The 21876-nt window shown below is 69.2% G+C and carries 20 protein-coding genes and 1 pseudogene; 10 read left to right on the forward strand and 11 right to left on the reverse strand.

All coding sequences use genetic code 11. The features are described 5' to 3' along the window. The first annotated feature begins 84 nt into the window (after nt 1–84). On the forward strand, nt 85–354 hold the full coding sequence (locus tag OH809_RS30035) for a hypothetical protein (protein WP_406418965.1): 270 nt from the start codon (nt 85–87) through the stop codon (nt 352–354). Here OH809_RS30035 and OH809_RS30040 read toward each other — a convergent pair. Both OH809_RS30040 and OH809_RS30045 read right to left on the reverse strand, forming a co-directional pair. Then, on the reverse strand, nt 272–802 hold the full coding sequence (locus OH809_RS30040; protein ID WP_406515905.1) for a hypothetical protein: 531 nt from the start codon (nt 800–802) through the stop codon (nt 272–274). The two genes, OH809_RS30035 and OH809_RS30040, sit on opposite strands and share 83 nt — an antisense overlap. A 64-nt stretch (nt 803–866) precedes the next feature. After that, nucleotides 867–2174 (reverse strand): cellulose binding domain-containing protein, encoded by a 1308-nt coding sequence (locus tag OH809_RS30045; protein ID WP_406515906.1) that lies wholly within the window; start codon nt 2172–2174, stop codon nt 867–869. Between the two features lie 631 nt (nt 2175–2805). Between OH809_RS30045 and OH809_RS30050 the strand changes: the two genes are divergently transcribed. Next, nucleotides 2806–3900: a glycosyltransferase family 2 protein gene (locus OH809_RS30050; RefSeq protein WP_406515907.1), complete on the forward strand. Its 1095-nt coding sequence runs from the start codon at nt 2806–2808 to the stop codon at nt 3898–3900. 127 nt (nt 3901–4027) lie between these two features. Then, nucleotides 4028–4249: a hypothetical protein gene (locus tag OH809_RS30055; protein WP_406515908.1), complete on the forward strand. Its 222-nt coding sequence runs from the start codon at nt 4028–4030 to the stop codon at nt 4247–4249. Nucleotides 4250–4352: 103 nt separating this feature from the next. On the opposite strand, the pseudogene OH809_RS30060 reads toward OH809_RS30055, so the two are convergent. After that, a pseudogene (locus OH809_RS30060) lies at nt 4353–4580 on the reverse strand (hypothetical protein); the annotation flags it as partial. A gap of 482 nt (nt 4581–5062) precedes the next feature. Here OH809_RS30060 and OH809_RS30065 point away from each other — a divergent pair. After that, a complete protein-coding gene (locus tag OH809_RS30065) occupies nt 5063–5557 on the forward strand; it encodes a hypothetical protein (RefSeq protein ID WP_406418962.1) in 495 nt (164 codons plus the stop codon). 92 nt (nt 5558–5649) lie between these two features. Here OH809_RS30065 and OH809_RS30070 read toward each other — a convergent pair whose 3' ends face one another. Then, nucleotides 5650–6966 (reverse strand): globin domain-containing protein, encoded by a 1317-nt coding sequence (locus OH809_RS30070; protein WP_406515909.1) that lies wholly within the window; start codon nt 6964–6966, stop codon nt 5650–5652. 478 nt (nt 6967–7444) lie between these two features. On the opposite strand from OH809_RS30070, the gene ctaD reads away from it, so the two are divergent. The 3 genes from ctaD to OH809_RS30085 all read left to right on the forward strand — a co-directional run bounded on the left by ctaD (nt 7445) and on the right by OH809_RS30085 (nt 10417). Beyond that, nucleotides 7445–9256 (forward strand): cytochrome c oxidase subunit I, encoded by a 1812-nt coding sequence (gene ctaD, locus OH809_RS30075; RefSeq protein WP_406418958.1) that lies wholly within the window; start codon nt 7445–7447, stop codon nt 9254–9256. Between the two features lie 53 nt (nt 9257–9309). Beyond that, a complete protein-coding gene (locus tag OH809_RS30080) occupies nt 9310–9630 on the forward strand; it encodes a hypothetical protein (protein WP_406418956.1) in 321 nt (106 codons plus the stop codon). 544 nt (nt 9631–10174) lie between these two features. Continuing rightward, nucleotides 10175–10417, forward strand: a complete 243-nt coding sequence (locus OH809_RS30085; protein WP_406515910.1) for a DUF6119 family protein — start codon at nt 10175–10177, stop codon at nt 10415–10417. Nucleotides 10418–10941: 524 nt separating this feature from the next. Here the strand turns inward: OH809_RS30085 and OH809_RS30090 are convergent. After that, nucleotides 10942–11283, reverse strand: coding sequence for a hypothetical protein (locus tag OH809_RS30090; protein WP_406515911.1), 342 nt, complete (start codon nt 11281–11283; stop codon nt 10942–10944). A 60-nt stretch (nt 11284–11343) separates the two neighbouring features. Between OH809_RS30090 and OH809_RS30095 the strand changes: the two genes are divergently transcribed. Together OH809_RS30095 and OH809_RS30100 are read left to right on the forward strand one after the other, a co-directional pair. Further along, the gene (locus OH809_RS30095; protein ID WP_406418953.1) at nt 11344–11751 is read left to right on the forward strand and encodes a hypothetical protein; all 408 of its coding nucleotides are present in this window, start codon (nt 11344–11346) and stop codon (nt 11749–11751) included. A gap of 150 nt (nt 11752–11901) precedes the next feature. Next, nucleotides 11902–13893 (forward strand): glycoside hydrolase domain-containing protein, encoded by a 1992-nt coding sequence (locus OH809_RS30100; protein WP_406418951.1) that lies wholly within the window; start codon nt 11902–11904, stop codon nt 13891–13893. Nucleotides 13894–14022: 129 nt separating this feature from the next. Here the strand turns inward: OH809_RS30100 and OH809_RS30105 are convergent, their stop codons facing one another. From OH809_RS30105 to OH809_RS30120, 4 genes are all read right to left on the reverse strand, one after another. After that, entirely contained in the window at nt 14023–14925 is a 903-nt protein-coding gene (locus OH809_RS30105) for a MauE/DoxX family redox-associated membrane protein (protein WP_406515912.1), read from the reverse strand. A gap of 31 nt (nt 14926–14956) precedes the next feature. Then, nucleotides 14957–15571 (reverse strand): cell wall protein, encoded by a 615-nt coding sequence (locus OH809_RS30110; RefSeq protein WP_345512906.1) that lies wholly within the window; start codon nt 15569–15571, stop codon nt 14957–14959. 11 nt (nt 15572–15582) lie between these two features. Continuing rightward, entirely contained in the window at nt 15583–15786 is a 204-nt protein-coding gene (locus OH809_RS30115) for an RlpA-like double-psi beta-barrel domain-containing protein (RefSeq protein WP_326603381.1), read from the reverse strand. 690 nt (nt 15787–16476) lie between these two features. Beyond that, complete coding sequence (locus tag OH809_RS30120) at nt 16477–17829, reverse strand: phosphoribosyltransferase family protein (protein WP_406418946.1); 1353 nt, start codon at nt 17827–17829, stop codon at nt 16477–16479. Nucleotides 17830–18642: 813 nt separating this feature from the next. Between OH809_RS30120 and OH809_RS30125 the strand changes: the two genes are divergently transcribed. Further along, nucleotides 18643–20118: an ATP-binding protein gene (locus tag OH809_RS30125; protein WP_406515913.1), complete on the forward strand. Its 1476-nt coding sequence runs from the start codon at nt 18643–18645 to the stop codon at nt 20116–20118. 88 nt (nt 20119–20206) lie between these two features. Here OH809_RS30125 and OH809_RS30130 read toward each other — a convergent pair whose 3' ends face one another. Together OH809_RS30130 and OH809_RS30135 are read right to left on the reverse strand one after the other, a co-directional pair. Beyond that, on the reverse strand, nt 20207–20392 hold the full coding sequence (locus OH809_RS30130) for a hypothetical protein (protein ID WP_406515914.1): 186 nt from the start codon (nt 20390–20392) through the stop codon (nt 20207–20209). 51 nt (nt 20393–20443) lie between these two features. Beyond that, entirely contained in the window at nt 20444–21871 is a 1428-nt protein-coding gene (locus tag OH809_RS30135) for an RtcB family protein (RefSeq protein ID WP_406418942.1), read from the reverse strand. Between the last annotated feature and the right edge of the window lie 5 nt (nt 21872–21876).

Consider the following 21876-nt stretch of genomic DNA (forward strand, 5'->3'; position numbering starts at 1 on the left):
GTCGGCGTCCTGCCGGTGGGCCGAGGCAGGGTGAGGCTCTGGAAGACAGGGGCGCGGCGGGTGCTGCCGCCCTAGACTGGCCAGGTGACCGCAGCTTTCGACTACGAGGACATGCACTACCTGGTGGACCGGCTTACGCCGCACCAGGTACGTCGCCTGCGCCTGCTCGTCACTCAGGACGAGGAACTCGCGCAGGCCGCCGAGGCTCTCCCACCGCGTCCCACCGAGGAACAGGCTGTCCCTGAGGGACTGCTGGCGCTGATCGGGGCGGTCAACGGGCCGGAGGACCTGGCCGAGCGGCACGACGACTACATCCGCGAGCGGATGCGCGAGCGGTTCGGCGACCAAGCGTGAACGCGTTCGTTCTCGACACCGGCCCACTTGCCGCAGCCCTGAACGCCGGCGACCGCCGCCACGCGGAGTGTGCCTCACTGCTGGTCTCGACGACCGGCCGCCGCCTGCTCCCCAGCCCCGTACTGACGGTCTGGCTGATGACGTTGGCGTTGTCGTCGTGGACGTACGCCTCGGTGGCCGCGCCGTTGCCGGTCTTCACCGACTCCGCCAGCCGGTCGGCCGGGTCGTAGGTGAAGTCCGCGGTGGAGTCGAGGTACGCCGCTTGGTTGTCGGCGTTCATCTTCTTCGCCACGTCCTGCGCCTTGTTCCCGTTGGGGTTGTAGGCGTAGGTGCGCGAGGAGACCAGCGTGCCGTTCGGCTTCTTCTCCGACGTGGTCTTCAGCGCGCCGTCGAGGAAGTACGTGTAGTCGACGGTGTTGCTGTTGGCCATGGTCGCCTGCAGCTTCATGCCGCTCCCGGCGGTCGGGCCCGGGGCAGCCCAGGTGCGAGGCCCGGTGTGGGCCCCGTGTCGGTCAGGGTTTCGGCAGGGTGTTGATGTAGTGGGTTCCGGCGGTGGTGAAGTCGGACACCGCCTTCTCGGCGGCCTTCGGGGAGACGGCCTTGCCGGACTCGTAGTAGAGCCAGTCGACCCGCATGTCCCAGGTCCGTGACGCGCCCTTGAAGGGGAGGTCGATGAACCAGGCGCTGACGTTGATGGTCATGCGCTCGCGCGGGGAGTAGCGGCTGCCGCTGGTGAACAGGTCTTTGCCGTCCAGTGAGTAGGTGGTGGTCCCGTCGACCGCGGTGATCACCATGGTGTGCCAGCCGCCGAGCTTCGTCGCGTGCGAGCTGGTGACGCGGTCTCCCCGCTCGCTGCTGCGCCAGCTGGTGGTGTCGAGCCGGGGGCCCAGCCTGCCCCAGCCGCCATTGGGCATGTACTCGTAGTCGAGTTCGCTGTACTTCGACGACGCGTGGTCGGGGGAGATGGTGAAGAGGGACTCGGCGATGTGGTCGCCGTCCGTGCCGCTCGTCGGCTCGTTGCCGAAGTAGACCCGGGCGACGAGGGTGCCGGTGAAGAAGGCCGGCCGGGTGGTGTGGAACTCCGACTGCCGGGTGCCCTGTTCGGTCCCGTCCGTGCGGGCTCGCAGCTGGAGGGCCTGGCCCCCCTTGCCGTCCTCCCCGGCGGGGAAGCTGACGCCGTCCGTCGACCAGGTGTCCTTGATCCCCGGGCCGCCCTCGCCACTGCGGACCGCCCAGCCGTTGGCGGAGAGCGCGGGGTCGTGGGGACCCGTGTAGGCGAAGTCGTCGAAGAGGACTGCCTTGGGCGGTGCGGCCGCGGCCGGCTCCGGCGCGGCGGAGGACGTGACCCGCCCGGACGCGGACGTGTCGCCGTTCGGCTCGTCGCCCCAGACGAGTGCGCCGCGGACGTAGGCGGTCACCAGTTTCGACGGTGAGTACGTGGTGTCCTCGGCGTTGAACGAGCGGTCGTTCGCCTGGTTCAGCTTCTTGTGGTCGACACGGTAGAGCTGGAGTCCGATGCCCTCGCTGCTCCTGCCGGGGGCCAGGCTGCCCGTTGCAGGGGTGAAGCCGATCTGGAGGTAGTGGTCGGCGTTCTTCGCTGGGTCCTCGGCCACGCCTGTCTTCTGGGTGACGTGGGAACAACCGATGGAGGTCTGGACGCAGTTGGAGCCGTACGGAGAGTCGCCGTCCGCCGTGTAGTAGTACCGCAGCGTCACGTCTGCCAGGTTCACGGTCTTCCCGGACGTGTTGACGACTTCCAGCCATGGTGTGGCCACGCCGGCCGTGGCCGGGGCGTCGGTCCGATAGCGGACCGTGAGCACTGGAGGCTCGGTGTTCGAGGACCTCCACAGGGAATGGAGCAGGACCCCGCCCGCGGCGACGACGCACACGCAGAGTATGACGATGAGCGCGCTCCGTCCTCGACTGGAGGAACTGCTGCGTCGGCGGCTCACGAGAGCTTCCCGGACGGACACGGGCGGGCGGCCGGAGCGGTGCGTCGCGCAGCGCATATAGGGCTGACTCCATGGCTGAACACCCGCGCATCGTAGGCATACGCCTACCCAGCGCTCGACACTGCGGTCACCCTCACGCCAGTGGTGTGGTTTTCGTCACTGTCATGCAGTGTCGCCTGGCATGCGTTATCGCCCCTGGTGTCCAAATTATCCCACTCTGGTGCGTAAATGAGGACGCGCCGTGTTCGTTTGTAGTTCAATTACGCGCGCGCTGCGCCTGGGTGGATCGGGACTGCGGTCTGGGGAATGAGAAATCCGTACGATAGTTTCCGGTCAGAGATTCACCTCATGAACACAACGTAGGGGCGTTGTGTGAAGAGTTGTGTGAAGAATCGGGTGGGGGCTTGCAGTGGCCGGTACAACGGCGTCGAGCGCGCGCGTCGAAACGCGGAGCGCATCGCGCAGCAGACATCGAAGAAGCCGCGTCTCGCACGTCGAGGTGCCCACAGAGACGGTCTACGAGACCGTCGTCCTCGTTCCGGCGCGGAACGAAGAGGTCGGGGTCCTCATGTCCCTGGAGTCCCTGGCGGCGCAGACCCGCCGGCCCGCGCTCATCGTCGTGGTGGTCAATAACTCGACCGACCGCACCGAGGAGTACGCGCGCCGGTTCGCCGACGACGAGCACACACCGCCGACGGTCGTCCTGACCTTCGAAAACAACCCCCACAAGAAGGCGGGCGCCCTCAACTTCGGTCTCCGCTGGCTCAGGGAGGCCGTCGGCGGGCGGCTGAACAACCGGGTGCGGCACGTCCTCGTCATGGACGCCGACACCGAACTGCACCCGAGGTTCATCGAGCGCGCCGCCAACGTCATCGCGTCCGACCCGGAACTCGGCGGTGTCAGCGCGGCCTGCTTCGGCCGCACCGACCTGTGGCGCAACCCCTGGCAGCGTTATCTCCTGGGCATGCAGATCATCGAGTACGGCCGGGCCGCCAACACGCGATACCGCCGGGATGTGCACACCATGTCCGGGGCCGGCTCCTTCTATCGGGCCGAGGCGCTGCAGGGGCTGATCGACTGGCGGGGCGAGGTCTTCTGGGAGGATCACCGGAACCTGGTCGAGGACTACGAGACCACGCTGGCCCTCAAGGAGTCCGGCTGGAAGGTGACCGCCAACCACATGTGCATCGCCTACACCGACCTCATGCCCACGCTGCGCGAGCTGATTCAGCAGCGTGAACGGTGGAGCCGCGGGACCGTGGACACCCTGCGTCGCCGTGGCTGGACGAAGTTCACCTGGCACTCCATCGCCACCATGATCATGGGTCTCATAGGCTTCGCCTACATCCTGGGCTGGGGTGCGAAGCAGCTTCTCCTGCTCGCCGTGTACGGGTTCTCCCATCAGCCCATCCTGTGGGCGGTCTTCGCCTTCTGGATCGTCTATCCCGCGCTCCGCGTCCGGAACCTCGGCTGGAAGGCGATGCTCGTCGAAGCGCTGCTGATTCCGGAGCTGGTGTACACGGTCGTACGGGCGTACTGGCTCATCGCGTCCATCGTGAAGTCCTACGTGACCCGCGTGTCCGCGTGGAAATGAGCCGGAATGTCCGTCCGGAAGCAGGCAGACCCGCGTCCTCGCGCGGGGAGCGGGTGCGGCAACGCACGCGGCGGTGCTGAGTGCCAGTAAGCCGCAGGAGCAGGTCAAGGAAGCAGGTCAGGGAGAGATGAACACGCTCAGGGGCTTGGGGGCGGTCGCGGTGCTCGCGGGCATCGCGTACGCGATGACCCGGATAGCGACCGTCGATCAGTTGACGCTGGGCATCACCGTCGGCATCGTCGCCGTGTCCGTCGTCACGTACATGGCATCCGTCAGGCGACGTCGTATGGACCGCCGTACGGCCAACGGAAGGACCAGGTCCAGGTCCAGGCGGGCCACCTCCGGGTGACGCACACCGCATAGGTGCCGCCCGGACCGATGGATCCACCCCCCGCCGCCGGCCCTTTGCCTCCTGACCCCAGCCCTCAGCCCCCTGCCCCTCCTCGCCCGGCTCAGCCCGCGACCGCGAAGCCCGCCACGGCGTCCGCCGCCGCTGGCTCCGGCTTTCGTGCGATCGACCCGCTGCTCGCGGCCGGGATCGTCGACAGCAGTTCCGGCGGGAGGTCAAAGGCGTCGGTGAGTCTCAGCATGTGTGGCGCCAGCTCGGAGATCACTGTGCCGAGTTCATAGGGCAGGGCCCGTACCTGGTCGGGTGTGAGCAGGCCCTCCGCCAGCAGGTCGCCGGTGTGCTCGCAGTGCGGCGCGTGCTCGCCCTGCCGCGTCGGCTCACGCCGGGGTCTGGAGCCGCGACGTCCCGCCGAGCAGGCTCAGCGCCTGAGCGCCCGTCAACTCGACGGTGCGGCGTGGTCCGGTGGCCGCCGGGCCGTGCGCAGGGGCCGATGCCGACGGCGTGGGCCCGGTCGCGGGAACGGACGGCTGGGGCGACTGATGAGCTGCGTGGCTCATAGGGCGGCCTGTCTCCTGATCTGCTCGCCTGCCGCACGAGTACATCGCGTGCTGCCATCCCCACGCCAGGGCCGAACGGACCAGGGCCGAACGGCCCTAGCGGCGTCGGACCCCCGATGGGTTCACTGCGGTGGACCGCATGCTGCGGGCCGGCCCAACGGCGGCTCCGGGGGCCGGGCCGTGGCGTGTGGAGCGTTCGGTCGGAGCGGGCGTGCGGATGTGTACAGCGTGCGGATGTGTACAGGAGGAGAACGCGTTGATCGCGGTCGTCGGACACAGAGACCTCAACAACAGAACTCTGGCGCTGGTGGAGGCTGAACTGAGAGCGCGGCTGGACTGCCTGGCAGAGGGCGTGGCCGCTCTCGTACGGGTCGGGGCGGGGCTGCCGCTGGTGTTCGGGCGCGCCGCCCGGGAGGCCGGACGGAAGCTGACGGTACTGCTGCCGACCCAGGGCGCGGTGCCCGCAGTGCTGCCCGAGGGGGACCGGCGGGCTGCCGGGGAACTGCTGGTCCTGGCCGAGAACGTACGGTTGCTGGCTTTTGATCCGGCCGACCGCAACGCTTGTGTCAGCGCTGATGAACGTCTGGTGGAGACGTGCCGGACCGTGCTCGCCGTGTGGGACGGTTCGCCGTCGGACGGCCGGGACGCCACCGCACATCTGGTTGCCTTCGCCCGGGCGCGTGGAATCCGGGTGGAGGTCGTCTGGCCGGACGGCTCCGTGCGGGGCGGGCATGAGCGCGTCGGCGCGTGAGTCAGAGCTGCTGGCGGGAGCCCCACGCGCTCTCGTCGCGGTGGTGCTGGAGTTCCCGCTCGTGGTACCGGTTACCTGGTGCCTGGTCATCGTCATGCTGACAGCAACGCGGTTCTGGTCGTACTGGCAGACGTTTCCATGACCCGTACGATGCCGGTGCTGTCGTGATGAGTGTGCAGGGCCGGGACTCCGGCGGCGGCCAGCCGGGCGGCGACGGCCCGCGCGGAGCCTGTCGTGGATGCCTCGGGTGCCAGGGCCAGATAGACGTGCTGCCGGGCGGCGGCCCCGGGACGCTGCGCCAGTATTCCGTCCAGGGCCCCCAGACCGGGATCTGCGGAGAGACCGGCCTGACCGGCTGTGAGGACGGTCAGCCAGGGGCGTCCGCGCCGGAACGCCTCCAGATACGCCGCGTCGTACATGCCCTCACCCACCCTTGCATCCAGCAGCAGCCGCACCCGGTGCGCACGGGACCGTTCGGCGTCGATCTGCTGGAGCAGCGCCTTCATCGCGGCCCATCCGGTACCGGAGGCGATCAACAGAACGTCGGCGGAGGGGGTGTGATCGGGCAGGACAAGCGCGCCGCGCGGCGCGCTGAGGCGGACGGTGCCGCCTTCCCGCGTGCCGTGCACCAGCGCATCACTCACCCCGTCGGCGCCCCGGGCCCGTACATGGAATTCCAACTCGCCGTCCGGATGCGGCGCGCGGGCCAGGTAGTAAGGACGCCATGCCTGCTCCTGCAGCGGCGACTCCAAGGACGCGTACTGCCCGGCCCTGAAGGAGTAGGGCTGATGGGGGCGCACCCTCAGCACCGCGAGATCCGGAGTACGGAACTCGTGCGAGGTCACTGTCGCCTCCCAGCTCGGCGGTTCGGCGATCGCCTCGTCCGCGCCCCTGACCATCGCCGAAACGGCGAGCCGCAACATCCGCAGCCAGGCGTCCTCCAGCGCGCCGGTCCACCGGCCGCCGGCACGCATGCGCAGCGCCTCGATCAGTGCCGCCTCGAACGCCTCGAAGTGTGCAGGGCGCACACCGAGCTTGCGATGGTCGCGACCCAACTGCGCGAAGGTGCCGATCATTTCGTCCGTACGGTGCAGATTGCCGATCAGATAGCGGAAGATCCCGACGAGATGGGCCTGCTGGAACGCCATCGACTCGGGGAACAACGACCGCAGGTACGGATGCCGCTCGAACATGACCCGGTACAGCTCGGCGATCAGCTCCTCCAGCGGGCTCACCAGCGGCAGGAATTCGCTGATCAGCTGCTGGTCGGCCGTTCCGTTGTACGCCTGCGGTGCCTCGGCGCACCACGGTTCGGCATCAACTCCGGCCGGGGACAGGATGCGTCGTCGCAACCGCATCGCGTCATGCCGCGCGAGTAGTGCGTGGTAGTCCTCGCTCGGGGTGTTCATGGACCGCTGACTCCTTGGGACAGTACGGTGGGGGGCCGGGACGAGGGACGCCCGTGGCGCCCGGACGATCTCGGCGGCGTCAGTATGGCACCGCGTCCAGCCTGCCGACCGGCCCCTGCCACAGGGCCTTTCGGCCCTGTTCAGAGCCCGTTCCAGCACATCCAGGCGCCGTTCCCCGCGTCGGTCAGCGTCACCGTTGCCTCCACGATGCCGCGCAGCACCTCCGGGAGTTCCAGGCAGGCCGGCGCGGGCGGGGCCGGTCGGCTGCCGAATGCGTTGGGAAGTAGGGCCGGTCGGCCCCGTGGAAGGTGCCCGTCGGTCCCTGGGGAGCGTCGCCGCTCGCGACCAGCATGGTGCGGTCGGGAAGGTCCGGTCCGTCCCCTCGTGATCCGCCGGACCTTCCCGACCGCTCCCTGGAGCCGTCCGCGTGCGGCCGGGGCGCGTTCGGAGAACTGCCAGAGCTGGAGGACACGGTCCGGTGGACGCAATGGAATCGCAGGGCAATCAGGCCGCCCCTGCATATGGCCCCAAGCCGCCCGGCCCCGGGGCCGACCCCGCCGACGCGCGGGCCATCACCGTCGACGCGGAGGGCACCCCGGCCGGTCGCCGGCCCACTCGGGCGGGCACGACTCAGCACGGCAGGACGCAGCCCGGCACCGATCTGCCGGGCCGTTCCTCGCGCGGCCGGATCGTCGTCTCGTGGCTCACGACGACCGACCACAAGCAGATCGGCACGCTCTATCTCGTCACCGCGTTCGCCTTCTTCCTGATCGGTGGGGCGATGGCGCTGGTGATGCGCGCCGAGCTCGCGCGTCCCGGGACGCAGATAATGTCCAACGAGCAGTTCAACCAGGCATTCACGATGCATGGCTCGGTGATGCTGCTGCTGTTCGCCATGCCGCTGTTCACGGGATTCGCCAACTGGCTCATGCCGCTCCAGATAGGCGCACCCGATGTGGCCTTTCCGCGGCTGAACATGCTGGCCTACTGGTTGTTCCTCTTCGGTTCACTGATCGCCGCGGGAGGATTTCTCACCCCTCAAGGAGCGGCGGACTTCGGCTGGTTCGCCTATGCCCCGCTGTCCGACGCCATTCACTCGCCGGGCGTCGGCGCCGATATGTGGATCATGGGCGTGGCACTGTCCGGCTTCGGTTCCATTCTCGGAGCGGTGAACTTCATCACCACCATCATCTGTATGCGTGCCCCGGGAATGACCATGTTCCGGATGTCGATCTTCACCTGGAACGTACTGCTGACCGCCGTACTCATCCTCCTGGTCTTCCCGGTCCTCGCCGCAGCACTCCTCGCGCTGGAGATGGACCGGAAGTTCGGCTCGCACATCTTCGACGCCGCCAACGGGGGTGCACTTCTGTGGCAGCACCTGTTCTGGTTCTTCGGGCACCCGGAGGTCTATGTGTTGGCTCTGCCGTTCTTCGGCATCGTCTCCGAGATCATTCCGGTCTTCTCCCGAAAGCCGATGTTCGGCTATATCGGTCTCATTGCCGCGACGATAGCCATTGCCGGCTTGTCCGTCACCGTCTGGGCCCACCACATGTATGTCACCGGTGGTGTACTGCTGCCCTTCTTCTCCTTCATGACCTTCCTGATCGCTGTACCGACCGGAGTGAAGTTCTTCAACTGGATCGGCACGATGTGGAAGGGGTCGCTGTCTTTCGAGACGCCGATGCTGTGGGCCACCGGATTTCTGATCACCTTCGTCTTCGGTGGACTGACCGGAGTCATCCTGGCCTCACCACCACTGGACTTCCACGTCTCCGACTCGTACTTTGTGGTCGCCCACTTCCACTACACACTCTTCGGTACGGTCGTCTACGCGATGTTCGCCGGATTCCACTTCTGGTGGCCGAAGTTCACCGGCAAGATGCTCGACGAGCGCCTGGGGAAGATCAACTTCTGGGTGCTGACGGTCGGCTTCCACCTCACGTTCCTGGTGCAGCACTGGCTCGGTGTGGAGGGAATGCCCCGCCGATACGCGGACTATCTCGCCGCCGACGGTTTCACCGCCCTCAACACCCTGTCCACTATCGGCTCATTCCTGCTCGGGCTGTCGTTCCTCCCCTTCTTCTACAACATCTGGAAGACCGCTCAGTACGGCAAGAAGGTGACCGTCGACGACCCCTGGGGTTATGGCCGCTCCCTGGAATGGGCCACGTCGTGTCCTCCTCCCCGGCACAACTTCACCGCCCTGCCCCGAATCCGCAGCGAGTCCCCGGCCTTCGATCTGCACCATCCGGAGATTGCCGCGCTCGACCCTGCCGTACCGCACTGACCTCTGAGCCCGTCTGCCACCGCAATCCCCGCTCCTGAGGAGAGTGCTGCCCGATGTCCCATGGTGTTCTGGCGCTTGGCGTCGCCGTGCTCTGCGTATCGGGCAACGTCTGGTACCTGCCCGCCTGCATCGACCTGCGTGCCGGGCAGGACCGGCCGCGCTCCCGCCGGCTGGTCGCGGCCGCTGTACTGGCCGGGTGGGGATCGGCGGCCCTCACGATGCTCCTGCTGCTCATGCCGGTCACCCTGTCCGCGGTCGCGCTGGTGGCGGTCGCGGGCACCACCACCACGGCGTCCCTGGCCTTCCGCGCGCGGCTGCGTCGCGGCCAGGAACAGCGTGAAGAGGAGGCCCGCTGGGCCGCGCTCTTCCGTTGAACAACGCGTTCGCGTCCTTCCCGATACCTGGTGCCGGGCGTGTGAGAACCTCTGGAGTGCGTGGCGTGGAAGGCGGCAAGGCGTGGGCAAGTCCCTGGACGCGAGCAGGGTTTGCGCGGACGCCGCTGTCCGGCGAGGTCCGACTCGCGAGGGCGGCTCCGCTCATGGCTGAGCGTGTCGTTCGCACCATGTCCCGCCTCGGCCGGCTGCCCGTGCACCCCGCTCTGCCCCGGACTCGCGCGCAGCCGGCCGAGAGCCGAGGGTTGCGAGCGCTCCCCAAGGGCTCAATGGGCCCTACCCACCAGGAACGCTTCGAACCGATCGACGTCACCCTGCCGTGGCTGGACCCCGAGGCGCCCGACCTCGTACGCGAGGACCGGCGCAAGGTGACCGTCCCGTTGCTCGTGCACACCGGGCGGCGCGGCGCGATCAACCGCACCACCTGGAACACGAAGGCGTGGAAGCCCGCGCTCGCCGACGTGGGAGTCATCCCACCGCTGCCCGAGCGGCAGCCGGGTGAGAAGCCGTCGCGTGTTTGGAGAAGGTGGCTACGGCCCGACCTGGCAGGGGGCTGCCGGAAGGCTTCCGGCCTTCGAAGGTTACTTTCGCGATCCTGCTGAAAAACGGAACCGACCTCACCGCCGACACGCTCTTCCCGTTTTCGCAGGTCACCCTCGTGCAGACGGCCAAGATCCGTGAGGCGTGGGGCGTCGCAGTCGAGGTCACCGGGATCCAGGCTGCAACTGTGACTCCGAACCGGGCGGGAATCCGCCACCTGGCCGCGTAGGTGGCCCGTCTAACACGTTCATGGGTAACTAAGATCGCCCGTACCAATTGCGGACCGACGGGCTTCCTCTACGCGAGGACGTACCCCCCACCCGCACGAGTCACTTGTCCCCTGGGGGGAACCACCTCGTGTCCACGCTCCTGCTGAGGCTACGCTCCGCCCAGCCGTTGATGGGCTCGCGGTCTACGTGACCACCGTCGGGTTCGCTGCAGTATGCGAAGGCGGCCGAATGGAGTCGGACTCGGGCGTCTTCGAGCGCATCGAGCAGACCGTCCGACCCCAATAGGGACGAAGACCCCGTCCGGACCGCTGCAGCGCGCGATGTCGTCCTACGTAGCCATCAAGGCAGCCACACAAGCGCACTGACTACACGTTTGCACAGGTCATAGCGCTGCGATGGCACTACCCGGCGTACAGCCCGACTCGTCTGCCGCTTAACCCTCTGACCAGGGGCGACGCATCAATTTTCTTGATCCAGTGAGGTGCTGGGGAGAATCTGGGGAGATCCAGAACCGCCAGAGATCTCAACCGCCGCATCCGCCATCGAGGCGGGGGCTCCAGTACCGCTCAGGGGCAATCCACCTGCCCAGCGCCGCAATCGCCATTGTCCCGGACCGCGGTATGAAGTGCGTGTACGTCCGCAGCGTGAAGGCGGGATCCGCATGCCCCAGCCACGCGGCCGGCTGTGTGATCGTCTCCCCCTCGTGCAGCACGATCGAAGCGAACGTATGCCGCGTGACGTGGAAGCCATTCTCCCGCGGCATGTTCCACTCCCTGCGCGCCCACACCTTCTTGCCGGCCGCCTGGATGTACTCCACGTCCGGCTCCGGGATGACGCCGCGGCCGATCAAGGGGTGCGCGGACAACAGTGAACCTGGCTGTCAGTGACGTGAACAAGGACGGCAAGGACGATCCGCGGCACCGGGGTGGAGAGCGGCAAGCTTTTTATCCCTACCCCGGTACCGGTAGCGGACTGGGCAGTCGTACCGAGATCGGTTCCAGCAGCTGAAACGGCATCAGCAACACCTTCGTCGGACTTCACGGGTGACGGTGGGGATGATCTCGGCGGTGTCGGGACGTCGATCGGGACGCTTTACCTGTACAAGGGTCATGGCGGCGGCGCCATCGATGGCGGTTCCTCCCGTACGGAGATCGGTTCCGGTGGCTGGAAAGGGATCTCGGACTACGTCGGCGGTGACTTCACCGGTGGCGGTACGGGTGACCTGGCAGCCCTCGAATCCCAGCCGGGCGCCACCGGAAAGCCCTACCTCTACAAGGTCAACAGCACGGGCGGCCTCAACGCCCGCATCGACATCGGCACCGGCGGCTGGTGACACCCCATCAGGCGGATCCGAGTTCACTGCGGCCCCGCCCCGCCTCTGTGCGCTCCCACGCCCCGACCGCGCCGGCCGTGCCGCATCGGACCCCGACTTCTGGAAGAGAATATGAAGAACCGTCATCTGCGCCGTTCAGCCTCTGCCTTCATGGCCGTCATCGGACTGACCGCCATGTTCCAGCACTCCGCTAACGCCTCGGCGGCGGAACCGCTCACCCACGTCGAGTACCGGGGACTCTCCATCGACGTTCCGGCCGGGTGGAGGCTGGTGGACCTGGAGACGGACCCGAACGCCTGCGTAAGACTCGATCAGCACGCCGTGTATCTGGGGCATCCAGGAGCCGAGCAGTTCTGCCCCGGCCACCTGATCGCGGCGAAGACCGATGCGATCGTGCTGGAGCCGTTCACCGGAGCTGCACCCCGAGAGGATGTGCCCACCGTGAACGTCCCTGCGGGCTCTCCCGCTCCCCGTGTCCTCCCGGCCGGCGACTCCCGCGAAGTACGGCTGGCCTTCGAGGGCGCCGGCGTCTATGCAACCGTCAGTTACGGCTCGTCGATGGCGGCGATCGAGAAGGTCCTGGGCTCCGCCACCACCAGCAGCGCGGCCGAGCCGCAGACAGTTCCGGCGCCCCGGAAGCGAGCTTTCCCGTCCGCCCCTTCCGCGATCCCGGGCACCGGCTACACCGGCAAAGCCTTCGATGCCTGCTCGGCACCCTCTTCGGGCGCCATGGCGGACTGGGCGTCCTCGCCCTACAGAGGGGTGGGCATCTACATGGGCGGACCGAGCCGGGCCTGCTCCCAGCCGAACCTCACCGCTTCATGGGTGGCCGAGCAGAGCGGCCGTGGCTGGCATCTGCTCCCCATCTACGCGGGCCTTCAGGCGGCGAGCATCTCCTCCTTAAATGCGACCAGCCAGGGCCGGTCGGCCGCCGACGCGGCGGTCGATCTGGCACAGGGGCTCGGATTCGTCACCGGCACGGTGCTCTACACCGACATGGAGGCGTACTCCTCGGGGTACCGCACCAACGTCCTCAACTTTCTCTCCGGTTGGTCCGCCCGTCTGCACGAACTGCGCTACCGGTCAGGCGTGTACAGCTCCTCCTCCAGTGGCATCAAGGACCTTTCCTCCGTCTACTCGTCCACGGCGCTGGAGCGTCCGGACGTGGTCTGGTCCGCCAACTGGAACGGTGAAGCCAACACCGCCGACGTGAACATCCCCGCCGGGTACTGGTCCGAGCACCAGCGCGTTCACCAGCACGCGGGCAATGTCACCGAGTCGTACGGCGGGACGACGATCAACATCGACCGGGACTATGTCGACGTCGGCGCGGCTGTGACCACGGGCAACCCGGGTATGACAAAACTGACGGCCGGTGACTTCAATGGGGACGGCAGGAAGGACCTGGTGGCCGTTGAGGTGTCGACGGGCAATCTGTGGCTGTACCCCGGTACGGGCACGGGAACCCTGACCTCGCGGGTGCTGATCGGTACGGGTGGCTGGAACGGCATGGCGAATCTGGCCGTCGGAGACCTCAACTCGGACGGCAAGGACGATCTCGTCGGCACCGAGGTCGCGAGCGGAAAGCTGTACCTCTACCCCGGTACCGGTAGCGGTCCGGGCCGTCGTAAGGAGATCGGTTCCGGCGGCTGGAACGGGATCAACAACACCTTCGTCGGTGACTTCACGGGTGACGGCAGGGATGACCTCGGCGGTGTCGGGGCGTCGACCGGGAAGCTCTATCTCTACCGGGGCCACGGCGACGGCACGATCGACGCCGGTTCCTCCCGGACGGAGATCGGCTCCAGTGGCTGGAACGGCATGGACAAGATCGTCAGTCCTGGTGACATGAACAGGGACCGTAGGGACGACATCGTCGCCACCGAGAAGTCCACCGGGAAGCTCTACCTCTACAAGGGCCACGGCAACGGCACCATCGACGCCGGTCCCTCCCGCACGGAGATCGGATCCCGTGGCTGGAACGGCATCTCGGACTACGCCGGCGGTGACTTCACCGGTGACGGTACGGGTGACCTGGTAGCCGTCAAGTCCCAGCCGGGCGCCACCGGAAAGCTCTACTTCTACAAGGGCACCGGCAAGGGCGGCCTCAACGCCCGCGTCGAAATCAGCTCCGGCTGGTGAGGGACCAGCCTCTCGACGAAGGCAACAGGGGCGGACCCGGACCAGGCAGCGCCGGACCCGGCTGTCGGTCCGGCGCTGCTGTGCGCTGTGTTCCGGAGGTCTGCGCGGGCTGGTGATTCGTCCGTCGCGTCAGCCCGCCATCGGCAGGCTCTTGCGCGACGGCACCGCGCCCAGTTCGTCCACGGCCACCGCCTCCCCGCTGTCCGCGTCGACGTAGCTGACACGGACGACCGGGTCGCCGCCGGTGTCGCGGCCGGCCGTGGCGTCGAGTGCGAACACCACCGTGACCGGGCGCGCGTTCTCCCGGGCCCCGTACACACCCGAGTACTGGAGAATGCGCCAGCCGTTGTCCTCCCAGTGGTCCAGCAAGGCGGACCGGACCACCAGTGCGGCGGCCTGCCAGGCAAGGGAGTTCTCCAGGAGTTCGACACTCGCCGCGACCGGCACCTGATTCCCGGCGGCGGTGCCGAGGAGCGGGTGTCCGAAGACACGCAGTCTCGTCCGGCGCAGTGGCAGCAGCCACCACCGATCGAGGTCGGCAGAGAGGGCGATCAGAACCGCTGCCGCCCCGGCCAGGAAGGCAAGGGAACCGGCCGGCCGCTCGGAGACCGCCGACCACCAGGTGCCTCGTGCCATCGCCGCCGTGGCCCCGCCGATGAGCACGACCGCCGCCCGCGCGAACGACCGCCAGGTGATGGGGGAGTCCTCACGTGCCGAGCAGCCGCAGGAGGACTCCGGTGCCACGGACCGGCCGTAGCCGAGGTAGGCGAGGAAGCCCGCCCCGAGGACCGCCGCGGCGGCCCCCGGCACCGGATTTGCCGGGACCACCAGCAGACCCGCGGCGATCAGGAGTTCACCCGCCCCGGTCGCGCGCAGCACTGTCGTGGCCTGCTCACTGCTGCGCAGCATGCGGGCCAGCGCCGTCTTCGGCGCCTGCTGCGCGGTGCCCCGGCCGAACGCCTTGACTGCTCCGGTCCACCCGAGCAGGCCCGCGAGGACCAGGGGGGCGAGGCCCGTTGTCAGTGACAGCATCTCTTCCTCTCTCCGTGTCCTCGGTCCCGCATCAGTGCCCGACTGAGATGCGGACGACGTCCACGGAGTTGTCGGACGGCCGCCAGGCACCGAGCACCTGGGCGCTCTGCCCGATACGCAGCCGGGACAGGTCGGACGTCAGTGCGCGGCCGGCGTAGGAGGCGCTGGCGTCCGGGGCGACGTGACCGACCAGTTCGTGCTGCCCGTGGGCGAGGTGCAAACGGTTCTTCGCGATGCCGCGGATCTGCGTGTCCAGGTTCACGATGTTCACCCACACCGCGTCGGCGGCCACGGTGCCGTCGGGCATCTTGACGCCGCGTGCGTAGAGCCCGTCGCCGACCTCGATCACCTCGGCCGTGGTGGCGCGCACCTTCCACACGCTGGTGACGTTGGTCATCTGCACCCGGGAGTGGCCGCCCTGGGAGCCCGCCACCTCCAGGACGCTGCCGGTGATGCCCGTGATGCGGCCCTCCACGAAGGTGGACCTGGCTATCGCGGGGTCGAGCGAGGGCTCCGCGGCGAAGGCGGCCTCGGCGTCGAGGCCGCCGAGCGCGGTGGCGCCGACGATGGTCGCGCCGCCGAGGGCGGCAGTGGTGAGGAAGCGCCGACGGCGCATCCCGTCGGCCCGGTCGTGTCGTACGGTCATGTCCGTCCTCCTCACTCGTAGATGTAGACCGGCAGCTTGCCGGAGCTCAGGTTGCCGATCGCCGAGAAGGCGGCCGGGGTCAGGTCGAGGACGCGGTTGGTGCGACAGGTGCCGTTGCAGCACGTCGCCTCTCCGCACCAGTCCTTGGTGCGTGGGCCGCAGTCGGTGATCGTGATGCACACCGTCGCGCCCGAGCACTGGTGTTTCACGTTCATCACCGCACCGCAGCCGCGTCTGGGAATGTTCTCGCCACAGAGGTCGGGCCGGGTGATGTTCCAGCATGCCTGTGAGGCGTTGGGCCACGCGCCGTGGCGTGCGCTGGACTGGCAGTTGCCGCAGGCGCCGCCGCCGGCGCTGGAGCATGGGCCCCAGGCATTGCCACAGCAGAACCAGCTGGTTTCACCGGCCCACAGGCTGGTGGATCCGCAAGCCATCGTGTTGCCTCCCCTAGGAAATGACAAGTGCATGACAAGATGCGTGTCGACCGGGGACAGGCACAGGTGAAGCGGGGATGCCCACGCCGCGGCCGGGGATGGTTGTGCGAGCGAAGCAACCCAATGATGCGCGTAGACAAGCGGGTTGCATAGATGGCCTCGTCCCACACCGTCGAATGCCTCGCGCAAAGCCTCCCCCGTCCGAGTTCGCGGGTGGACCGCACGAGACCGCCAGCCGGCAGGTCCTGGATGGACGGCCGTCTCCCCGGCCGGGGCCGCCTCCTCGTCCACGGTGCGCCGGGCCTGCTCGGAGTACGGCCGTCGTAGGTCTCGCGGCTCTCGGCAAAGTACCGGGGCACCGGCTCCGTTCGAGCGCCGTCGTCCTTCACGCACTGCGCCCATCACGACACGGACCCGCGGGCGTGGGCAGCTGTGCCGGCGCGCGGCGGTGGCCGCGCGGCGTGTCGACGCTCAACCTGCCGGTCCTGCGCGACGACCCAGGTGGCCGGTGAACCACTCTGCGGCCAGGTCCGCCACCTTTGCGAGAGCACCAGGCTCCTCGAACAGGTGAGTGGCGCCGGGGACCACGGCGAGTCGGCTCTCGCAGCGCAGCTGTGCCTGGGCCTGGCGGTTGAGATTCAGCACCACCTCGTCCTCGCCTCCGACGATGAGCAACGTGGGCGCGGTCACCGCCGGCAGACGGGGCCCGGCCAGATCGGGCCTGCCGCCGCGGGAGACGACCGCCACGACCGGGGCGCCCGGCTCCGCCGCCGCCCACAACGCGGCGGCCGCGCCGGTGCTGGCGCCGAAGTAGCCCACCGCGAGGCCTTGGGCCTCGGGCTGTTCGAGCAGCCAACGGGTGGCGTCGGTCAGGCGGCGGCCCAGCAGGGCGGTGTCGAAGACGTTGGCCCGGTCCAGTTCTTCCTCCGCCGTGAGGAGGTCGAACAACAGCGTGGCCAGGCCGACCTTGTTCAGCGAGTTCGAGACGGAGCGGTTGCGCGGGCTGTGCCGGCTGCTGCCGCTGCCGTGAGCGAACACCACGAAGCCCGTCGCCCCTTCGGGGACGGCCAACTGCCCGGCGAGCCGGACCGGTCCGGCGTGCACGACGACGTCCGGATCCGCAACGGGCGGAGCGGCGGATCGTGCTGCATCCTGCGCGGCCGAGCCCAGCGGATCGCTCCCTGGCAACCGGTCTGCCGCCCGCTCGAGGCAGGCGATGACCTCGGAGTCGGTGGTCTGCGCGAAGTCCTCGTAGAACTGCCCGATCCCGAGGAAGCCGACCGGGGTGGTCAGGCACACCAGCTCATCGGCGGCGTCCTGCATCCTGGCGGTCCAGCCTTCCGGTGCCACGGGGACGGCGAGCACCACCCGGGTCGCTCCCTGGCCGCGGGCGATCAGGCAGGCGGCCCGGGCGGTCGACCCGGTGGCGACGCCGTCGTCGACGACGACCGCCGTCCGGCCCCTGACCCCGGTACGTCGCCGGCTGCCCCGGTAGCGCCGGGCACGCCTGTCCAGCTCCGCACGCTCCCGCTCCTCCACAGCGGCCAGTTCCTCCTCGGCCGTTCGCGTCGCACGCATCACCTCCTCGTTGACGACACGCACGCCGTCCTCACCGATGGCTCCCATGCCCAGCTCCGGCTGGAACGGCACGCCGAGCTTGCGCACCACGATGATGTCCAGCGGCGCTCCGAGGGCCTCGGCGACCTCGGCCGCCACCAGCACGCCACCACGGGGAAGCCCGAGGACGACGACGTCCTCGCCCGCGAGGTGCGTCAGCTGCCCGGCCAGTCGCCGCCCCGCGTCACGGCGGTCAGCGAAGTGCATGGTCCAGCCTCCTCGATGCGGCAGAACCCGGCCGCGACTCCCCGCGCGGACACCTGCGCCCGGGGATTCCCGGGGCGGGAGACGTGCCGCTCACGGTCGCTCCTCGTCGGCGATGCGGCACACTCGCGGCTTCTACGGGCCGTTGGAGTCACGTTCGCCGGTGCGGGATGCGGCCCGTCCGGGACACGTACGTCCGTCGAGCCGGTCTCTTCGGTTCGCCACCGACTACGAGCGGTGCGGAAAGGTCTGATGTCAGCCGACCCCATCGACTGCACCAGCAGTGCCGGACGGCCGCCGTCGCTGCTCCGCCCGCAGTTCTCACGCTCGTGGATGGCAGCCGGACTTCTACCGGTCCTGCCTCACGCCCCACGCTACTCGTGTTCCGCGGAGGCGCGAGCGCCGAACGGCTTCACCACCGGAGCCACCGTGACCGCCGCCCCGGCGCGCCAGGGGCCCATTCCTCCGCACCCCATGAATTCGGATGAACGGATGATGCGGCGGGTACCTCGGTGGGGTACCGGCCGTCGGACGGGGCAGGTCGTCGATATCCCTCCGCGTCGGTCCCGGACCGTCCCCGCGTCGCGGGCCTGCGCCGCCCGGTGGACGGCGTCGTCGCCGTCCCCCCGACCCTTCACTGCGCCTTCGGACACCCACGTCGACACCGGACCACCGTGGTGCGCGGCATCATCGGCCCGTACACCGCATCCCGCCACTGACATACGCTGCCCGGTCCCGCTCGTTGAGAGGCGCGGCGGCCACCCCGGAGGTCTACTGGATCTGAAGGCTGCCACCGAACGATGGGACAACCCACCCGTGCGATCCGCCACCACCTCTGCTGCCCGGCCGAAGGAGCTCTTCGACCGTGAGGCCGAATGGGACGCGCTCGTCGCTTTCGCCCGCGATCCCCGGCCAGGGCCCGCGGTCGCCATCGTCACCGGGCCCCGTCGGCAGGGCAAGAGCTTCCTGCTCCAGCAACTGACCTCGGCGACCGGTGGCTTCTACTTCGGAGCCCAGGACGTGGCGGAGGCGGAGTCCCTCCGGCGGCTCGGCGACCAGCTCGCCCGTCACACCGGTGCCACCCGCCCGACCCGCTGGAGCTGCTGGGCGGACGCGCTCGACACCTTCGCGACTCTCGCGGGCGAACATCCGCTGCCCGTTGTCCTCGACGGCTTCCCCGAGCTCGTCCGGCAGAGCCCCGCACTGCCCTCCGCCGTCAACAGCGTCTGCCGCCGACTGCGCGAGGCGGGCCGGCCCAACCGGGTGAGGCTGCTGCTGTGCGGCAGCGCCATGCCGATGATGCGCCGACTGCTCGGCACTGCCTCGGCCTCGGCAGACCTTCACCTGAAGTTCCTGCCCCTGGACTTCCGGCAGGGCGCGCGGCTCTGGAGCATCGACGATCCGCGCCTCGCCATCCAGGTCCACGCCGTCGTCGGCGCAAGCACCGCCTTCCGGTACGACCCGGCCGGCGAGGACATCCCGGCCGGCCCCGACGATTTCGACGCCTGGGTGTGCCGGACCGTCCTCAACCCCCGCCTTCCGCTGTTGTGGAAGGCCGGACACATCATCGAGCAGGAGCCCGACGGCTGGGACCGTGGTCTGTGCCACTCCACCCTGGCCGCCATCGCCGAGGGCTGCTCGACGCCCGGCGCGATCGCCGACTGGCTGGACCGCCCGGCCACCGAGGTGCCCCACATCCTCGCTGTGCTGCGTGACTGCGGCCTCGTCAAGGGCGTACCCGATGCCTTCCGGCCGGGCGTGACCCGCTACCGCATCACCGAGCCGCTGCTCGCCTTCGACCACGCCCTCATACGCCCCAACCGCATCGCGCTGGCGCAGCAGGGCCCCGCAGAGGTCTGGAAGTCGGCGCGGTCCGTCTTCGAATCCGCGGTGGTCCGGCCACATTTCGCCCAGGTGTGCCGGGACTGGGTGACCGGGTTCGCGTCCCGGGACACCTTCGGCCCCCGACCCGTCACCGCCTCCGCCGGGTCGCTTCCAGAGGCCCAGGGGCACCGGCCGGTCGACGTCGATGTGGTGGTCCACGGCGAGGTCCACGGCCGTGCCGGGGCCCTGCTCTCGGTCGGCAGGGCGTGTTGGGACGAGGAAATGGACATGCACGACCTGCATGAGCAGCTCCAGATCCTCGCCGAACTCGCCGACCGCGGCGAGGACGTGAGCCGGGCTCGGCCGGCCTGCTACAGCGCCGGCGGGTTCAGCCCGCACCTGCGCGAGGCCGAGGCGCGCGGCGAGGTGGTCCTGGTGGATCCCGACCGGCTCTACCACGGAGAGTGAGAGGCAGTTGAAGGGCCGAGCAGTCCGACAGCCACGGTCTCGGACGGGACGGGCATCGCCGAATGCCGCAGGCCGTCGAACGGCACGGTCAGGTGCCCACTTCGAGGACGTGCTCGTCGCCGGTGGGGGAGAGGTTTTTGATCATCGTCGCCGACAGCGACGGCTGCGTGGCGCGGAGCCCGCCTGCTCGGCGAGCCCGCCTGCTCGGCGGCGACGAACCAGGCGTACGGGACCGCGCGGCCCAGCCGAGCCGCCGCTTGTCGCCGACCCCCACGGACCAGGGCCTCCGGGGAAGCCGAGCCCATCCTTCCCGCTTCGTGCCGGCTCATCCCTTGACGACGCCCAGCGGCACCAGGCGGGCGATCAGCCGGGCGAGTCCCGCGCCCTCGGTGACGGCGGCGACCGCGTCGACGTCCTTGTACGCCTCCGGCGCCTCCTCGGCGAGACCACGCCACGAGGAGGGGCGCACGGCGATGCCCCGGGCCTCCAGCTCGCCGCGAAGCCGCTCCCCACGGACCATGCGCAGCGCGTGGTGGCGGCTCCAGACCCGGCCGGCGCCGTGGCAGGCGGAATGGAAGGCTTCGTTGCCGGGCAGGCCGACCATCACGTACGAGGCGGTGCCCATCGTCCCGGGGACCAGTACCGGCTGGCCCGCCCCGACGAGGTCCTCGGGCAGGCTCGGGTCGCCGGGCGGCAGCGCCCGCGTGGCGCCCTTGCGGTGGACGCACAGTGGACGTGCCACACCGTCCACTTCGTGGGTTTCGAGCTTGGCGGTGTTGTGCGAGATGTCATAGACCAGCTCCAGACCGACGTCCGCAGCCGTCGCGAAGGCATGGCGGGCGGCTTCGGACAGCAGCTGGCGGTTGGCCCGGCCGTAGTTGGCGGCCGCCGCCATCGCCCCCAGGTAGGCGCGGCCCCGCGGTGAGTCGACCGGCGTGCAGGCCAGCTGCCGATCCGGGACCTGGATGCGGTACCGGTGCAGTTCCTGGTCCATCACGCGAACGTGGTCGGTGCACACCTGGTGTCCCAGGCCGCGCGAGCCGCAGTGGATCATGACGCACACCTGGCCCACCCGCAGTCCGAAGGCCGCTGCGGTGGCCCGGTCGTAGACCTGGTCGACCGCCTGGACCTCCAGGAAGTGGTTGCCCGAGCCGAGGCTTCCCACCTGGTGGAGGCCGCGCTCGACGGCGCGCTTGCTCACCTGCCCCGGGGCCGCGCCGCCCAGGACGCCGTAGTCCTCGCAGCGCGCGAGGTCGCGTGGCACACCGTGGCCGCACTCGACCGCGTAGCGAGCGCCGCCGACCAGCAGCTCGTCCATCTCCCCGGCCCCCGACAGCTTCCACAGGCCGCCGCGGCCCATGCCGCGGGGGATGGTGCTGTCGAGGATGTCCATCAGCCGCCGCATCCGGTCGTGGCCGAGTGCCTCGCGGTCGATGCCGGCGGCCAGCAGCCGTACGCCGCAGGAGATGTCGAACCCGACGCCGCCGGGCGAGATGACTCCGCCGTGGGAGATGTCGGTGGCGGCCACCCCGCCGATCGGGAAGCCGTAGCCCCAGTGGACGTCGGGCATGGCGAAGGAGGCGCGGACGATGCCGGGCAGCGTCGCCACGTTCGCCACCTGTTCCAGCGCCTTGTCCCCCGCCGCCTGCGGCAGCAGCGCCCGCGAGGCGAACACCACCCCGGGTACGCGCATCGGCTCCCGCTGCTCGATCCGGAAGCGGTACTGGTTCTTCTCCACCAGCGCGATCTCCACGTCCC

Source organism: Streptomyces sp. NBC_00873, assembly GCF_045207415.1.
In the GTDB taxonomy this organism is placed as follows: Bacteria; Actinomycetota; Actinomycetes; order Streptomycetales; family Streptomycetaceae; genus Streptomyces.